The organism is Granulosicoccus sp. 3-233 (assembly GCF_052681095.1).
Genome location: NZ_JBQYLE010000002.1, coordinates 860,740 through 877,181, shown reverse-complemented (window position 1 = coordinate 877,181; position 16,442 = coordinate 860,740). Strand labels below are relative to the sequence as shown.

Below are 16,442 nucleotides of genomic sequence, written 5' to 3'. Positions count from 1 at the left end.
CATCTCATCCCTCATCAGATGTAAAAACGGTGCAAAGGAAGGGTCTGATGAAAAATATCAGGGTGCGCGCAGCTCGTCGGGTACGTCGAAACCGGCTTCGTCGTAATAGCGCAATGCACCGGCATGCAACGGCACATTGATCGCAATGAAGGCAGTTTCCTTGCTGACTTCCTTCAGGAAGAACGCGGTGTTCTGCACTTCGGAAATGTTTTCCCAGAACGCTTTCGTTGCTGCGTAAACGACATCATCATCAACACCGGCGTGAGTGCCCAGAAACTGGAAGAAACCCAGCGATGTGATTTCACCTTCGGTCAACTGACCCTTGTAGATGTTGCCATCGAACGTCGCCATGCCTCGGCCCGGCTTGCCAAACAGTGCGAGCATCTCTTCATTGTCTCGCGCCTCATCCGGTATCGACAGGATACGGAATTCACCCGACAAGCCGAATTGCTCGATATTGGCTGATCCCACTTCGGCAGGACGAACCATCATGTCGATCTTGCCATCGGACAACGCTGCATAGCCTTCGCCCCAGGAAAGCCGAACGGCGGTGTAGTCCGTACCCGCTTCGTAGCCGGTTATCACCTTTATGAGCCCTTCCGAGGTAGCTGAAGCGGCACCAGCCGGTGGGCCAGTAAAAACGGTTTTACCCTTGATGTCTTCCCAGTTCTCGATCCCGGATGATGCAAGCACCACGGGATGATAGGCGCCGGCCTTGAAACCGAAAATTGCGCGCAAATTGCCTGAGAGTTCCTCCGCTCCATCAATATTCGCGTACATGGCCTGCTTACCCGCCATGAGGTTGACAAGGGAAGGCACCGCCGAGAAGAACTCGATATCGCCCCGCGCGCCCTTGAGCATCGACTTGGTCAATGTCTGCCCCGCATTGACTTGTACAGTCACATCCGCCTTGCCCGCCTGATTGGCGAATGCCACGAACATCGTGTGGACCGGATCACCCACACCGGCGGTTTCTCCCTTGTACACCTGTGCCGCAGCGTTGCCGGTAAAAGCGAGCGACAGCGCCATGGTCGCAGCAGCGACGGTATTCTTTAATGTTTGCATGAAGGCCTCCTGGTGGAATTTTTTTTACAGCTTAAGCCCTCATCAACATAAAAAATAATGATTTTTTTCTCGGCTTATATTACTTTGTGGTATGTATATCGACCCGCGCCATCTCGCCCAGCTCTCCCTTATCGTTGAAGCAGGCTCATTCCAGGCGGCTGCTGACCGCATAGGTATTACCCAGCCAGCTCTCAGCCGAAACATGAAAACCCTGGAGGATCGGGTCGGTATTCCCCTGTTCGACAGGTCCTCCCGAAAGGCTGAGCCGACAGACCTGGGCTTGAAGCTGGCACAAGCCGGTATCTCCATACGCACAGCAGAAGAGCAGGCAAGAAACCTTTCCAAATTGGCAGCAGAGGGAACAGCAGGCACGCTCAGAATTGGCGCCCCTCCCATCATCGCGGGCCACTTCCTGACCAGCAGAATCACTCGATTCATTGTTGATCGACCGCACTGCAAGGTTGATCTGCGCGTGGGCCTCGTACACGAGCTACGCGAGATGCTGGAGCGAGCTCAAGTAGACATGATCATCGGGCCTCGTGACTTCATAGACCGATCCAGCCAATCGACTTTCACACATCTGGTGGACGATCGCGTCGGCGTGTTGTGCCGCACCGGGCATGCACTTCATTCTCTGAAAAGCATCAAGAGTGCGGATTTGCAAAACCAGCGTTGGGTATCCCACTCTCGCGGAAGCATGCTGCGCCATCAAACCGAGGGCGCGTTGATCGCCATGGGATTGGACAGGATTGACATCGCCGTTGAAACCGATTCCATTCGGTCAGTGATGGAAATTCTCCAATCAACCGATTTCATTTCCACGATGCCAATGAAGACTACCGCTTCCTATCTGGGCGACGACCTGGCTTTTCTCGATTTGGACCACCCTCAATTTCATCGTCCCATCGGAATAATCAGCAGGAACAACGAATCATCAAGCCCCATCCACAAGGAGTTTCAACAGCTTTGCCTGCAGCACTGAACCAACTCTCGTTCAGTATGCCAAGGGCGAACTCGACACCGAAACACCAGTCAGCTCAACGATTCCCGAGACTGTAGCCTGACATGATCTGATCGTAGCTGCCATCGAACTTCATGTCTCTGAGAATGTCGGCCATTCGGGAAACCTTGTCCCGGTGACTGGAATGGAGATAGAGATACAGCGTCTTGCGGATTTCGAAATCGGTTCTGTTCAACCATCCCAGCTGTCTTTCACGCGCCAGCTCTCTCGCCGGGGCAACGGTCATGAAAGCAACATCGATTCTGTCCGCCGCCAGCATATCCAGCAGATTGCCGGCATTCCGCACGGTAACCGTATTGACCTTCCCCTTGAACAATCCTTCTGCGATCTTCCAACCACGTACATATCCGACCCGATAGTCCTCGAAATCGGAGAATGTCTTGACTCGAACTCCGGAATCCAGGAAAAGACCACCAAAAATCACTTCGATCACGGGCTCCGGCACCTGGAGTAGATCCGGATACAGTGAGCTATCCATGTCGACACGGGCCGCGTCGCCTGCAAATATCCCTGCGTTGGCACTCTCCAGACCGCGAGCCGCCGGAGTCGTCTGCAGCTGCACGCGCAAGCCTGCGCGCTTGAACCATTCCGCGTACAGCTTGTCCAGATAGCCATCACCCTCGGAAGTGGACACCGGTGGCAAGGTTGCGTTTGACAGAACCAGGGGGCTGGTCGAACTCTGGCCCAAGGCGTCAGCCGACAGGATGCTCCCTTGAATCAGTAGCCACATCGCAAGAATGGTCTTGCGAGACGTCGTGCCTGAAAACGTCAGCATGACGATTCCAGGTGTGGGTCATAGCACTCGGTCAGCCATCGTTCATCGACGCATTCAGGCATACATCCTATCCTGCTGTTATCGGTGCAGCTTCGCTGCGGACATCTGATCTCGATGTCGCGCAGTGTAGCACTGTCGAAACCGGCCGCGTTTTCAATATTCCTTCTGCGCAAGGCAGAGAGATGATCACCCACCTGTCGATCGATAGACGGATGAGGGCAGCCAGGTTACAAGACAAGACTCCAACATGCCTGCAAGGCTACTGATCTTACGGTATCACGGCGAGGCGGATTGAGAGTGGTTGCCCGTCGGACGGCATCATGACGGTTCGATCGCTTGCAGGCTGACCAACAGGGCGCCACCGTCCACCGTCGCATCTGCCCGGCAATGCACCTGCTCCACGATGCCATCTCTGGGAGCCAGCACGCTGGTTTCCATCTTCATGGCCTCGAGCACCAGCAGGCGCTGTCCGGACCTGACACTCTGCCCCGGCTCGATTTCCAGCACACGGATGACGCCAGTCATCGGAGCTCTGACCGCATCCTCACTGCCGGCAGACTCACCGACGGATTCCAGGGGGTCAAAGTGGCGAAACTCCCGTGTTCGCCCTTCAGCGCACACGCATACACAGGCACAGGTCGGTTCATTCCAGCGAACCACCGTCACCTGCTTTTGCAGACCATTGACATCTACCAGCAAACGATCTGCCGAAAGCGGTTGCAGGAAAATATCCAGAAGCAACTCACCGTTATCCTTTTCCAGCAATTGATAATGCCCGGGTTCAACGATCGCGAACCGCACGATCTGCACGTCGTCATGGCAATGCAGCGTCAGCAGATGGCTGGCGCCACCCCAGAGTCGCCATCCTGACAATGGCTCCCGGAAATCGATATCAGCCAGACACAGAGCGGCCACCAGAGTGCCAAGCATGGAGACTGGTTCCGAGGCTGTCAATGCTGCCAACTCGCGTTCGATCAACCCGGTATCCATGCTGCCAGCGCGAAATTGCGGATGCCGAGCCAGAGCGCCAAGAAACTCCACATTGGTGACGGTTCCGGCCACCAGTGTATTTTCCAGAGCGCGGTTCAATTGACTCAAGGCCAATTCCCGCGTGCGTGCATGGCTGATGATCTTGGCAATCATGGGATCATAGAACGGTGTGATGTCGTCCCCTGATCTCACACCCGTGTCATTGCGGACACGCGGATCGAACTCCAATCGCTGCAGATGACCGGTGGCAGGCAGAAATCCGGCCGAGACATCCTCGGCGTAAAGCCTGGCTTCGAAGGCATGCCCCTGAATGCTCAGTTCATCCTGAGTAAAGGGCAGCAACTCTCCGGCGGCCACACGAATCTGCGCCTCGACCAGATCGACCCCCGTAATGGCCTCGGTAACCGGGTGTTCGACTTGCAGTCGTGTATTCATCTCCATGAACCAGAAGGCGTCCGCGCGCAAACCCCGAGAGCCATCCACAATGAATTCAACGGTACCGGCTCCTTCGTAACCGATAGCCTGAGCAGCGGTGACTGCCGCCTGGGTCATGGCAGTTCTTACCGGCTCGCTCATCCCCGGTGCCGGTGCCTCTTCGATCACCTTCTGATGTCGACGTTGCAGCGAGCAATCCCGTTCGAACAAATGCACGACATTGCCGTGACTGTCCCCAAAGACCTGTACTTCGATGTGCCGGGGACAGGCTATGTACTTCTCGACCAGCACGGCTGCATCACCAAACGCATTGAGCCCTTCACGGGCAGCGCTATCCAGCGCCTGCCTGAAATCCTCCGGGCGGTCGACTCGTCGCATCCCCTTTCCTCCGCCACCGGCACGCGCCTTGATCAAGACGGGATAACCGATCGAGGCAGCCTGCTCGGCCAGAAAATCAGCAGATTGCTCGCTACCGTGATATCCGGGAACAACCGGAACACCTGCCTTCTCCATCAGAACCTTGGCAGCATCCTTCAACCCCATGGCTCGAATGGCACTGGCTGTCGGTCCAACGAAGATCAGGCCCGCCTCACTGACTACTTCAACGAATTCAGGGTTCTCGGACAGGAAGCCATACCCGGGGTGGATGGCCTGAACACCGCTGGCCAGGGCTGCGTCGATGATCCTGCGACCATCCAGATAGCTTTCGCCAACGGGAGTCGCACCGATGTGTATGGCCTCGTCTGCCAACGCTACATGACGCGCACGGGCATCGGCATCGGAGAACACCGCCACGGTGCGAATACTCATCGTACGGGCAGTTTGAAGAATGCGGCAGGCGATCTCGCCGCGATTGGCCACAAGCAGGGATTCGATCATGAGCATTACATCCGGAAAAGTCCGAAACGCGTTTCGGCGATGGGGGCATTCAGACAAGCCTTGAGCGACAGGGCCACGACATCTCGGGTACTTCGAGGATCGATGATGCCGTCATCCCAGAGTCTGGCTGAGGCATACAGCGGCTGCGACTGCCTTTCGAACTGATCAAGTATCGGTTGTCTGAACGCCGCCTCTTCTTCCTCCGACCAGGAGTCACCGCGTTTTTCCAGAGCGCTTCGCCTGACATTGGCCATGACCCCGGCCGCCTGTGGCCCGCCCATGACGGAGATTCGGGCATTGGGCCACATCCAGACGAAACGTGGACCGAAGGCCCTCCCGCACATGCCGTAGTTGCCCGCACCATAGGAGCCACCGATGATGACAGTGATCTTGGGCACCTCAGCGGTGGACACGGCATTGACCAGTTTGGCACCATCCTTGGCAATACCGCCGGCTTCATACCGGGAACCCACCATGAAGCCGGTGATGTTCTGCAGGAAGAGAATCGGCACCTTCTGTTGGCAACACAGCTCGATGAAGTGCGCGCCCTTGCTTGAACTCTCCGAGAACAGCACACCGTTATTCGCCACGATACCCAGCGTCATGCCATGCACCGAGGCAAAACCACACACCAGCGTCGTACCGTAGCGCTCCTTGAACTCATCGAATTCCGACCCGTCCACCAGACGCGAAATGATGTTGCGCACGTCATGGGGTTTGCGTGCATCGGCCGGTACCAATCCCGGAATATCTCCAGCGTCGAACAATGGTTCCGCGTATGTCGATTTCATCAAGTTCGCAGCCGGACAGGCTTGCAGATTGCCGACAATCCTCCGCGCCAGCGCCAGCGCATGCAGATCATCATCGGCCAGATAATCGGCAACGCCTGACAACCGCGTGTGGGTATCTCCTCCTCCCAGGGTTTCCGCATCGATCACTTCACCCGTGGCCTCCTTCAACAGGGGTGGTCCGGCCAGAAAGATGGTGCCCTGCTCACGTACGATGATGGTCTGATCACTCATGGCCGGAACATAGGCACCACCCGCAGTACATGACCCCATGACCACCGCTATCTGGGCAATGCCCTGAGCACTCATGCGTGCCTGGTTGTAGAAGATCCGCCCGAAATGCTCCTTGTCCGGAAACACCTCATCCTGGTTGAGCAGGTTCGCCCCGCCGCTGTCCACCAGGTACAGGCATGGTAGATGATTCTGTTCGGCAATCTCCTGGGCCCGCAAGTGTTTTTTCACCGTCAGCGGATAATAGGTGCCGCCAGCCACCGTGGCATCGTTGCAGATGATCATGCACTGCCTGCCAGCCACGGTGCCGATTCCGGCAATGACGCCCGCAGCCGGTATCTGCTCGCCGTAGCACTGCCAGGCAGCAAACAGACCGATTTCCAGAAACGCCGTACCCGGATCAATGAGTCCATTGACCCGATCACGCGGTAACAGCTTGCCACGCTGCACATGTCTCTCTCTGGATCGCTCGGAACCACCCTGCATGATGACCCGAGCCTGCTCTGCGATCACATCGCACTGCGCCCGCATGGCCAATGCATCGTCGTCGTCCAGTATTGCCTCTTTACCCGCTATGGCCATGTCAACGAGTCTCGTTGAACAGTTCACGACCAATGAGCATGCGACGTATCTCACTGGTACCCGCCCCGATCTCGTAGAGCTTGGCATCACGTAACAGACGTCCCGTGGGATAGTCGCTGGTATAGCCGTTCCCCCCCAGGCATTGAATGGCGTCAAGGGCAACCTGAGTGGCCTTCTCAGCCGAATACAGAATGCATCCCGCGGCATTCTTGCGTGTGGTTTCTCCACGGTCACAGGCGCGTGCTACTGCGTAGACATAGGCACGGCAGGCATTCAGGGTAGTATACATGTCTGCCAGCTTGCCCTGCATGAGCTGGAAGGTTCCAATGGCCTGCCCGAACTGATGTCGCTCATGTACATAAGGCACGACCACATCAAGAGCTGCGGCCATGATACCCAGTGGTCCTCCGGAGAGCACGACACGTTCGTAATCCAGACCCGACATCAGCACATTGACGCCGCGACCCTCTTCGCCCAGCACATTCTCGAAAGGCACCCGTACATCCTCGAACACCAGCTCACAGGTATTCGAACCGCGCATGCCCAGCTTGTCCAGTTTGCGTGACGTGGAAAAACCCGGCATGTCCTGTTCGATCAGGAAGGCAGTGATACCTCGGGGTCCAGCCTCCGGATCAGTCTTGGCATACACGACAAGGGTGGATGCATCAGGCCCATTGGTGATCCACATCTTGTTGCCATTGAGCACATAACCATCGGTACCCCGGTCTGCCCTGAGTTTCATGGACACGACATCAGAGCCGGATGCCGCCTCGGACATGGCCAGTGCGCCGATGTACTCGCCACTGAGCAGTCTGGGGATATAGCGAGCCTTCTGTTCATCATTGCCCCAGCGGTTTATCTGGTTGATGCACAGATTCGAATGTGCCCCGTAACTCAGTCCTACCGATGCACTGGCTCGGCTGATCTCCTCCAGAGCAATGGTGTGTGCCAGATACCCCATGGCAGATCCACCGTATTGCTCCGGAACGGTAATGCCATGCAAGCCGATGTCTCCCATCTTCTTCCATAAATCCATCGGAAACTCGTTGCTGGCGTCAATCTGCGCAGCGCGTGGTGCAATCTCTTCCTGCGCAAAGCGATGCACCATCGATTGCAAGGCGGCTATATCCTCGCCCAGGTCAAAGTTCATGGTCTCATTGAACATCTTTTCTGTTCCTCGATTGCGTCAACCGGTGACGCTGTCCGTGGGGGGCCAGGCTGCCAGCGGTGCACCCACACTGCACTTCCGCCTGCTGTTGCCTGATGGATTCAGACCTTGCTGCCTCTCAGCGCATATCGACGATCAGCTTGCCATCGTCGCTCAAGGTACCCGGCTCGACGATCGAGACACTGGTATTGAGATGGCATAACTCCCTGAACACGTCCCTGATCATCTGGTTCTCCTCCGCCGTGTCGCGACCGATATAGTCATCACTGTATTCGCAGAAAAGAATGACATCATCCTTTTCATTGGCTCTGGAGATGATCAACCGGGCTCTCTTCAAACCCTTTATCCGTTCGCACAACTTCATGATCTGTCCCGGCCTGACAAACATGCCTCGCACCTTGCTCGCTTCGTCAGCACGTCCCAGCCAACCGGCCAATACAGGCCCGGCATGAGCGTTCCTCTCAGGAAGTTCGACGAAAGCAGACAGATCCCCGGTACCAAACCGAACCAGAGGGTAATCCTCTCGCAGCGTGGTCACCACAACCTCCCCCACCTCACCCGCGGATACCGGACTGCCGGTGCCGGGCTCCACGATTTCCACGATGACATCCTGATCCACGAGCATCTTCCCATCGGGTTCGGTTTCGTAGGCAATGAGCCCCAGTTCAGCCGTGGCGTAGAACTGCAACACCTGCAGACCACTGTCCCGAAAGAATCGGCGCAGTCCCGATGTCAAGACGCCACCACTGACCACCGCCTTGGTCAGCGGCAGCGGTCCTCGATCGGCCAGCAAGCAGGCCTCGATCAGTGTTTTCAGGAAATCCGGTGTCCCGACATAGGCCGTGGCTCCATACTGAAAAACGGTGGTCACGTGCAGATCCAGCGAGGCATTGCCCGCCGGAATGACGGCGCAGTCCAATGCCCTGGCTCCGGCGTCGAGTATCCAGGCGCCTGGTGTCAGATGGTAGGAAAACGTGTTGTGCACGATGTCCCCCGACTGAAACCCTGCTGCTCGCAGTGCCCTTTGAGTTCTCCAGAAATCGGCTTTCATGAAACCGGGCTCATGAATGGGACCCGGTGAAACAAACAGGTAATCCGGCCTGGCATTCCCGGCGAGCAAGCCCCCGAATGGGGGGCTGCTGGCCTGTATGTCGACCAGATCCTGCTTGCGCAACACTGGCAATTCCTTCAGATCCGCTACCTCCCGAATCGATTCGACCGAACGATTGGCATAGGCCTGTTTGTAATACGGCTGCTCACAGGCCAGTTGCAACATGTCTCGAAGTCGAGACGCCTGATCAGTCTCTCGTTCGCCGATCGTACTGTATTCATGATCGACCATACCGGCCATCTCGGGATGCACCCCCTGCTGGGTGAGCAAGGTCTCTCTATTGTCAGTCATCATCTACAACCATCGCTTGCGTCGCTTGAACGACTTGATGTTCTTGAAACTCTTTCTGTCACCGCCGCCACCAAGGTAGAATTCCTTGATATCTTCATTGTTCTTCAGCTCGTCACTGCTACCGTCGAGCACGATCTTGCCGTTCTCCATGATGTAGCCATGTTTCGCGCAATGAAGTGCCATGGCTGCATTCTGCTCGACCAGAAGAATGGTGACCCCGAACTCTCGATTCAGTTTCCGGATGATGCTGAATACCTCCTTGACCAGTAGCGGAGACAAACCCATGGACGGCTCATCCAGAAGAATGAGTTTCGGTCGCGCCATCATGGCACGACCAATGGCCAGCATCTGTTGCTCCCCTCCCGAGAGATAGCCCGCCAGGCCGGTCCGCTCCTTCAACCTCGGGAAGTAGTCGAATACCAGATCCATATCCGGTTTGATCCTCGCATCCTTGCGAGAAAAAGCGCCGAGACGCAGGTTCTCGATGACCGTCATGTCCTGAATGATGCGGCGCCCCTCCATCACCTGAAATACGCCACTTCTTACCATCGCCTCGGGTGGCTGGCGACTGATTGTCTGCCCATCAAAGCGTATCGAGCCACGAGTGATCTCGCCGTTCTCTGAATGCAACAGGCCACTGATGGCTTTCAAGGTTGTGGACTTGCCCGCACCATTGGCCCCCAATAGAGCGGTGATCGAACCGCGTTCCACCGCCAGACTCAAGCCTCGCAGCACCAATACGTACTCGTTGTACACCACTTCGATATTGTCGATTTCCAGCAGTAGGTCACTGCCGGTATTGCTCATGCTCGACTGCTGCTTCTCTTGCTGTTGCATGCTGCTTCCATCACATCAGGGATCGATGTGCAACGAGCCAACGGGTTCGTTGCACAGTATTTGAAACTACCGAATCACGGTCAGACTAATAGCCGATCCAGTCATCACGCTGCGGCAGACTCACATCGGCAATCTTCTTGATGACCGCTTTGCCATCAACCGCGGTTCCCATATTGATCGATACCGTCGTGGTTCCCCGGTGATCGGTTTCACTCCAGTTGGAAGGCAGGCAGACCCCCTCCAATCCAGCAGGCACCCAGTCCTTCCTGGCATACATGCCCTGCTTGATATTCTCGCCCGTCAGACCACCATTCTCCTTGGCCCACTCCATCGCCTCTTTCATGTAGAACACGCTACACACTGCGCGAATGTAGTGATGAGTCGGTTTCTCGGATTTGTCGAAACTACCGTGCTCATGAATCTGCCTGACCATTTCCATTCCGGGCGCATCCGATTCCCAGAACGGAGAGGCTGTAGGGAAGACATAATCCACCGCCTCTGCCGCCTCGATGGTTCTGTAGTCGCCTCCCCAGATGTTGGCCATGTACTTCACCTCAGTACCCACTGTCCGGCATGATTTCAGCAACGACACAACCGAGCCTCCCAGATTCCCGATATAGGCATAATGGGCGCCCGAATCCTTGATCGTCAGACACTGCGCCTTGAAGTCACCCGGCTTCATGGGCACCACAATGGGATTGAGAACGTTCATGCCCAACTCGGCGGCATACTCGGAACAAGCCTCCTTGGGCGCATTCGGGTACGGGTGGTTATCGCCCAGATACACGAAACCTGGCGACTCGATACCCTCTGTACGGGCATCATCTGCTGCCCACTGCGCCATCGCCCGACAGGCATCCGAATAGCTGGGGCCATAGAAGAAGTTGTACGGTGCCGGCTTTTCCGTCTCGCTGTTTCTGCCCGTTGGGTCAGTCAGATGCCCGGAATAGGAAGCCGACCATACCGGTATCCTGTCCTTGGCAACGAAGGAGATCAACGCTTCCGTATCACCGGTACCCCAGCCTTGCAGGGCAATCATCTTCTTGCGCGACTTCCAGCGCTTGTAGGTGGCAATGGCCTCGGGTACCTTGTAGGCATAGTCCACCTGTTCCATTTCGATCTGCGTGCCGGATATGCCACCGTTGGCATTGATCCAGTCCACCGCATCCTTGATACCCGGCCCATAGTTCTTGCCGACGAATGCCGTAGGCCCGGTGTAATCGATCAGATTGCCGACAAAGACACTATCCTGTGCCTGTAGCGTTGACGTGCTCGCAATCAGTATTGTCAATCCTGCCAAGCGGCTTGTAAGCTTGTGTCGCATTCTCTTTTTCTCCAGGTAGGTACTACAGAACAACGGTTGGCATACTGTGGTGATGCCACGCTTCTGTGCAGAAATGGTCAGTAGCTGAACGGATAGAGCTTGATGGATTTTCGAATCTGCCCCACGCGATGCGCCAGACCATCCGGCTCGAAGATCAGAAACAGAATGATGGCCGCACCAATGGACATCTCCTTGATATAGGCCTGTCCCGATGCCAGTCCGGACAAGGCACCGGGGAATGCAGCGATCAATCCGGATGTGAGGCTTTCCATCACTTGCGGCAGCAGAACGATGAAGGCTGTACCCAGCAAGGTACCTGGCACGGAACCCAATCCACCGATGATGATCATGGCCAGGAACTGTATGGACAGCAGAATGGTAAAACCTTCTGCAGACACGAAGCCCAGATAGTGACCGAACAGCGCTCCGCCGAGACCTGCGAAGAACGACGAGATGCCGAAGGCAAGAACACGGTAGCGAGTCAGATTGATCCCCATTATCTCGGCGGACAGATAATGATCTCTTACTGCAATCAAGGCACGACCATCGCGAGTGCGCTTCAGATTGGCAGCGGCGACATAGGAGACAATGACCCAGAAGAGCACCAGATAGTAGTAACGCTCATCCGTATCCAGCAGGAAGCCGAACAGATTGACCGTCTCGGCCAGAGAACCCGACGAACCACCGGTGAACCAGCTGGCACGCGCGAAGAAATCCTCGAGAATGAACTGGGCGGCCAGCGTCGCCATGGCCAGATACAATCCCTTGATACGTGCCGCCGGCAGACCGAACAGCAAGCCTGCAGCAGTTGTCAGAAGACCGGCCAGGGGTATGCACAGAAACACCGGTATGCCGGTCGTTCCGTTGATCCAGGCTGAAGCGAACGCCCCGAAACCGAAGAACGCGGCGTGACCCAGACTGATCTGTCCTGTCATACCCACCACGATGTTCAGACCCAGCGCTGCGATACCATAGATTCCGATCAGTATCAGCAAGCTGATCAGATAGACATCCAGAAACACGGGTGCTGCCAGCAGTAGCACGAAACCCGCTGCCGCAGCCCAGCCGATACGGCGAGTCAGCAGCAGAAATTGATCCTGCTTGTAGCTGGTTCTGAAATCACCGCAAGGTCTCAATGATGATGTACTCATGTCTGCTCCGCCTCATGATTTCCGCTGCTGTGTTGTGGCCAGTCCCGATGCCGACCCGGCATCCGTGGAAGGCATGTCTTGACGCTCTGTTCGTGATTCATCAGATGCGCTCGATGTCACGGGTACCAAACAGGCCATAGGGTTTGATCATGAGAATGATGATCAGGACATAGAATGGGGCCACCGTATACAGATTGCCGATATGCAGAAACTGACCATCAACATATTCGGCAAGATTCTCCAGCACTCCGATCAGAATGCCGCCTACCACTGCACCAATGATCGAATCGAGGCCACCGACGATGACCGCGGGAAACACCTTGATGCCGATGAAGGCCAGTGAGTTGGATACCGAGTTGACGATACCGATGATGATGCCTGCGACTCCGGAGACAACAGCTGATATGGCCCAGGACATGGCAAAAACCTGCTTGACCGAAACACCCAGACTCTGTGCCGCCTGTTGATCAGAGGCGGTGGCACGCATTGCCAGACCATGACGTGAATATCTGAAGAACAGATAGAAAATGAGCATGATGACCATCGAGAGCATCAGGCTCAGCAGATAGGCCATTTCCACATTGAATTTCCCCAGACTCACGACCTCGGTGTCGAAGATCTTCGGAAACGACGCAGCATTGTTGCCGAAGATCCAGTTCATGCCTGCCTGCATGAATATGGACAGGCCGATGGTAACCATGATGATCGAGATGATGGGCTCACCGATCAGGGGTCGTAGTACGACCATCTGTATGACGATACCGAAGATCATCATGAACACCATGGTGAATACGAAGGCCAGCCAGAATGGCAACCCCATGTTCGTGACCAGCGAAAGACAGACCCAGGCTCCCAGTACCAGAAATTCACCCTGTGCAAAGTTGACTACCTGCGTCGACTTGTAGATCAGCACGAAGCACATGGCCACCACGCCATACAGCATGCCGACAATCACACCATTGGCCAGCAACTGGAGCAACAAAGATGTATTCATGACAAGGCCTCCCGGGCTTCCGCAATCCTGTGTTCGCCCAGCTCATGCACCACGATCGATGTCTGGATTCTCTGCTGAGTACCGTCCTGGAACGTGATCATCGTATCCACGTCGATGGATGGTGCGTCGCTGTAGATGGCGGAGATGATGTCTTCATACTTCTGATTGACAACCTTTCTCCGTACCTTTCGCGTACGGGTCAGCTCCCCATCATCGGCATCCAGTTCCTTGTACAACAGAACGAACCGGCGCAGCCGCTGGGCCTCTGGCAATGTCTCGTTGATGCGTGCGATCTGCTCGGCAATCAGCGCGTAGGCCTCGGGACGCGACGACAGATCCGTATAGGTGGTAAAGGAAATGCGTTGCTTCTCAGCCCATTTGGACAGGATTGGATATCGGATGCAGATCATGGCCGTCAGGTAGTCGCGCTCGGCACCCAGTACCACGGCCTCACCGATATAGGGACAGAACTTGAGCTTGTTCTCGATGAATTGAGGCGAATAGCGCAAGCCACTGTTCATGGTGGCCAGATCCGATATGCGGTCGATGACAACCAGATGCCCTGCAGCGTTGTAATAGCCGGCATCACCCGTGTGCATCCAGCCGTCGCGCATGTCTTCCTGACTGGCTGCCTCATCCTTGTAATATCCAAGGAACATGTTGTCGTGCCGTGTGACGATCTCGCCGATGCCTTCTGCGTCTGCCTGATCGATGCGTACCTGGATATCACCGCAGAAAGGTACACCTACCGTATCGAAGTCGACGTCATTGCTACCATGAATGGTATACGCCCCCAGCAATTCGGTCTGACCGTACAACTGACGCAGCGGGACGCCCATGGCCAGAAAGAACTTGAAGGTATCCGGCCCCAGAGCGGCTCCACCGGTAGCGGCAGAGCGCACATTCGACAAACCCAGTCGATCCTTGAGCGCCTTGAACAAGCCCCACTCGGCCAGCATCGATGGCTGGTCATTGTCATAGCCCTTCAGCCCCATATCCAGAAACTGATCATGTAGTGTGCGTTTGACCCAGCTGGCATCCATCATTCTTGCCCGTACGGTGGCAACCAGTTCTTCCCACAGCCTTGGCGGGAACAGGACGAAGGTCGGGCCGATCTCGCGAAGATCCGCCAACATGGTCGCGCTTTCCTCGACGAAGTTCACCGTCATTCTGGAGATCAGGGACATGCCAACCGCATACACCTGCTCCATGATCCAGGGCAGTGGCAGCGTGGACACGTACTCATCGTCGGCATCCCTGGGGTCCACACGCAGGTAGTCCTTGCAATGCTCGATGACGCTGCGAGCATTGAGCATCACCAGTTTCGGGTGAGAGGTGGTACCCGACGTGGTACACAGGATGGCGAGCGATTCGCCATCACCGGCTTCAAGCAGAGAATCGTAGGCATCCGCTTGTTCCCGGTCTCGCGACTTGCCCATGTCCCTGACGCTGTCCAGCGAGAGCAACCGAGGATCATCATACTTGCGAACACCACGGGGATCTTCGTAGATGATGTACTCCACGCAGCTGCACTCCTGCTCGAGATTGAGAAACTTGTCGACCTGTTCCTCATCTTCGACAAAGACGATTCTGGTATGTGCATGGTTGATCAGATAGGCCAGTTCCTTTTCCATCAGGTCCCGATACAAGCCCAGGCTGACGGCCTGACAGGCATGTACTGCAATCTCTGCGGCTACCCAATCAGGACGGTTGTCACCGATGATTCCCACCACCTCACCGGTCTTGATACCCAGGACCTGCAGCCCCAGAGCAATGTCCCTGACGTTGCTGTTGTACTGCGACCAGCTCTGGCTCTTCCAGATCCCATACTGCTTCTCGCGCAGCGCTGTCTCATCCGGATAGCGGGCGGCGTTGTCTGCCAGCAATCGGGGAAAGGTATCCAGTGACAGGCTTTTCGTGCTCTCCGGATGCTTCATGAAGCCAGAACCTCCTCGTCATCAAGCCACTCGGCTCCCAGATAGGCATGCTTGACATGCTCGTTCTCCATCACGGCATCAGGCAGCCCATCCACCACCTTGGCGCCGAAATCCAGCACCATCACGCGACTGGAAATGTCCATGACCACGCCCATGTCATGTTCGATCATGATCACGGTCATGCCCATCTCCTCGTTGAGATCCACCACATACCTGGCCATGTCTTCCTTTTCCTCCATGTTCATGCCGGCCATGGGTTCATCCAGAAGTACCAGCCTTGGCTTCAAGGCAATGGCCCTGGCCAGCTCGACACGCTTCCTGAGCCCGTAGGACAGTGTTCCCGCAATGGCGTTACGGATCGGTTGGATCTCGAGAAAATCAATGATTTCCTCGACGTGACGCCGATGCTCCAGTTCTTCCTTCTGCGCTCCCAGCCAGTAGGCCATGCCAGCCAGAAAGTTGTTCTTCAGCAAGTGATGTCGTCCCACCAGAATGTTGTCCAGTACACTCATGTGATCGAACAGCGCCAGATTCTGGAACGTTCTGCCGATACCCAGCTCTGGTCGCGCATTGGGCTTCAGCGCGGTAATCTCGGTACCCGCGAAACGTATTGACCCCTTGTCCGGTGTATATCGGCCGGAGATGCAATTGAGCATCGACGTCTTGCCGGCACCGTTGGGTCCGATAATCGAATACAACTCCGCCTCTTCGACGGAAAACGTCACTTCGTCCAGAGCACGAACTCCTCTGAAACCCAGTGACACATTCTCCACTTCCAGCAACATCGTCAGCCCCACTCTGTCAAAGTCTGCCACCAGACCGAATGCTCTACAGCCGTAGCCGAAGAACCAGGAGCTCAAACT

At 55.9% G+C, this 16,442-nt stretch carries 13 protein-coding genes; 1 reads left to right on the top strand and 12 read right to left on the bottom strand.

The annotated features are described in order from the left end of the window. Positions 1-57 precede the first annotated feature (57 nt). Positions 58-1,065, bottom strand: coding sequence for a TAXI family TRAP transporter solute-binding subunit (locus ACUNV4_RS08660; RefSeq protein WP_430878112.1), 1,008 nt, complete (start codon positions 1,063-1,065; stop codon positions 58-60). A gap of 91 nt (positions 1,066-1,156) precedes the next feature. Here ACUNV4_RS08660 and ACUNV4_RS08655 point away from each other — a divergent pair, with 91 nt between their 5' ends. Next, positions 1,157-2,047 (top strand): LysR family transcriptional regulator, encoded by an 891-nt coding sequence (locus ACUNV4_RS08655; RefSeq protein WP_430878111.1) that lies wholly within the window; start codon positions 1,157-1,159, stop codon positions 2,045-2,047. Positions 2,048-2,102: 55 nt separating this feature from the next. Here the strand turns inward: ACUNV4_RS08655 and ACUNV4_RS08650 are convergent, their stop codons facing one another. The 11 genes from ACUNV4_RS08650 to ACUNV4_RS08600 form a co-directional block, all read right to left on the bottom strand. Beyond that, complete coding sequence (locus tag ACUNV4_RS08650; protein WP_430878110.1) at positions 2,103-2,861, bottom strand: substrate-binding periplasmic protein; 759 nt, start codon at positions 2,859-2,861, stop codon at positions 2,103-2,105. Positions 2,862-3,179: 318 nt separating this feature from the next. Beyond that, positions 3,180-5,165, bottom strand: a complete 1,986-nt coding sequence (locus ACUNV4_RS08645; RefSeq protein WP_430878109.1) for an acetyl/propionyl/methylcrotonyl-CoA carboxylase subunit alpha — start codon at positions 5,163-5,165, stop codon at positions 3,180-3,182. Positions 5,166-5,170: 5 nt separating this feature from the next. Beyond that, positions 5,171-6,715 carry a carboxyl transferase domain-containing protein gene (locus tag ACUNV4_RS08640; protein ID WP_430878302.1) on the bottom strand — a complete coding sequence of 515 codons (1,545 nt, stop codon included), beginning with the start codon at positions 6,713-6,715 and terminating at the stop codon, positions 5,171-5,173. Between the two features lie 52 nt (positions 6,716-6,767). Next, a complete protein-coding gene (locus tag ACUNV4_RS08635) occupies positions 6,768-7,931 on the bottom strand; it encodes an isovaleryl-CoA dehydrogenase (RefSeq protein WP_430878108.1) in 1,164 nt (387 codons plus the stop codon). 121 nt (positions 7,932-8,052) lie between these two features. Continuing rightward, positions 8,053-9,336: a phenylacetate--CoA ligase family protein gene (locus ACUNV4_RS08630; RefSeq protein ID WP_430878107.1), complete on the bottom strand. Its 1,284-nt coding sequence runs from the start codon at positions 9,334-9,336 to the stop codon at positions 8,053-8,055. Positions 9,337-9,339: 3 nt separating this feature from the next. Beyond that, positions 9,340-10,173 carry an ABC transporter ATP-binding protein gene (locus tag ACUNV4_RS08625; RefSeq protein ID WP_430878106.1) on the bottom strand — a complete coding sequence of 278 codons (834 nt, stop codon included), beginning with the start codon at positions 10,171-10,173 and terminating at the stop codon, positions 9,340-9,342. A gap of 85 nt (positions 10,174-10,258) precedes the next feature. Continuing rightward, the gene (locus ACUNV4_RS08620) at positions 10,259-11,497 is read right to left on the bottom strand and encodes an ABC transporter substrate-binding protein (RefSeq protein ID WP_430878105.1); all 1,239 of its coding nucleotides are present in this window, start codon (positions 11,495-11,497) and stop codon (positions 10,259-10,261) included. A gap of 77 nt (positions 11,498-11,574) precedes the next feature. Next, positions 11,575-12,648 (bottom strand): branched-chain amino acid ABC transporter permease, encoded by a 1,074-nt coding sequence (locus ACUNV4_RS08615; protein WP_430878104.1) that lies wholly within the window; start codon positions 12,646-12,648, stop codon positions 11,575-11,577. Positions 12,649-12,748: 100 nt separating this feature from the next. Further along, positions 12,749-13,642 carry a branched-chain amino acid ABC transporter permease gene (locus tag ACUNV4_RS08610; RefSeq protein ID WP_430878103.1) on the bottom strand — a complete coding sequence of 298 codons (894 nt, stop codon included), beginning with the start codon at positions 13,640-13,642 and terminating at the stop codon, positions 12,749-12,751. Then, positions 13,639-15,579: an AMP-binding protein gene (locus ACUNV4_RS08605; RefSeq protein ID WP_430878102.1), complete on the bottom strand. Its 1,941-nt coding sequence runs from the start codon at positions 15,577-15,579 to the stop codon at positions 13,639-13,641. The genes ACUNV4_RS08610 and ACUNV4_RS08605 overlap by 4 nt, the downstream gene beginning before the upstream one ends. Next, entirely contained in the window at positions 15,576-16,394 is an 819-nt protein-coding gene (locus tag ACUNV4_RS08600; RefSeq protein ID WP_430878101.1) for an ABC transporter ATP-binding protein, read from the bottom strand. Before ACUNV4_RS08600 ends, ACUNV4_RS08605 begins: the two co-directional genes overlap by 4 nt. Positions 16,395-16,442: the final 48 nt, after the last annotated feature.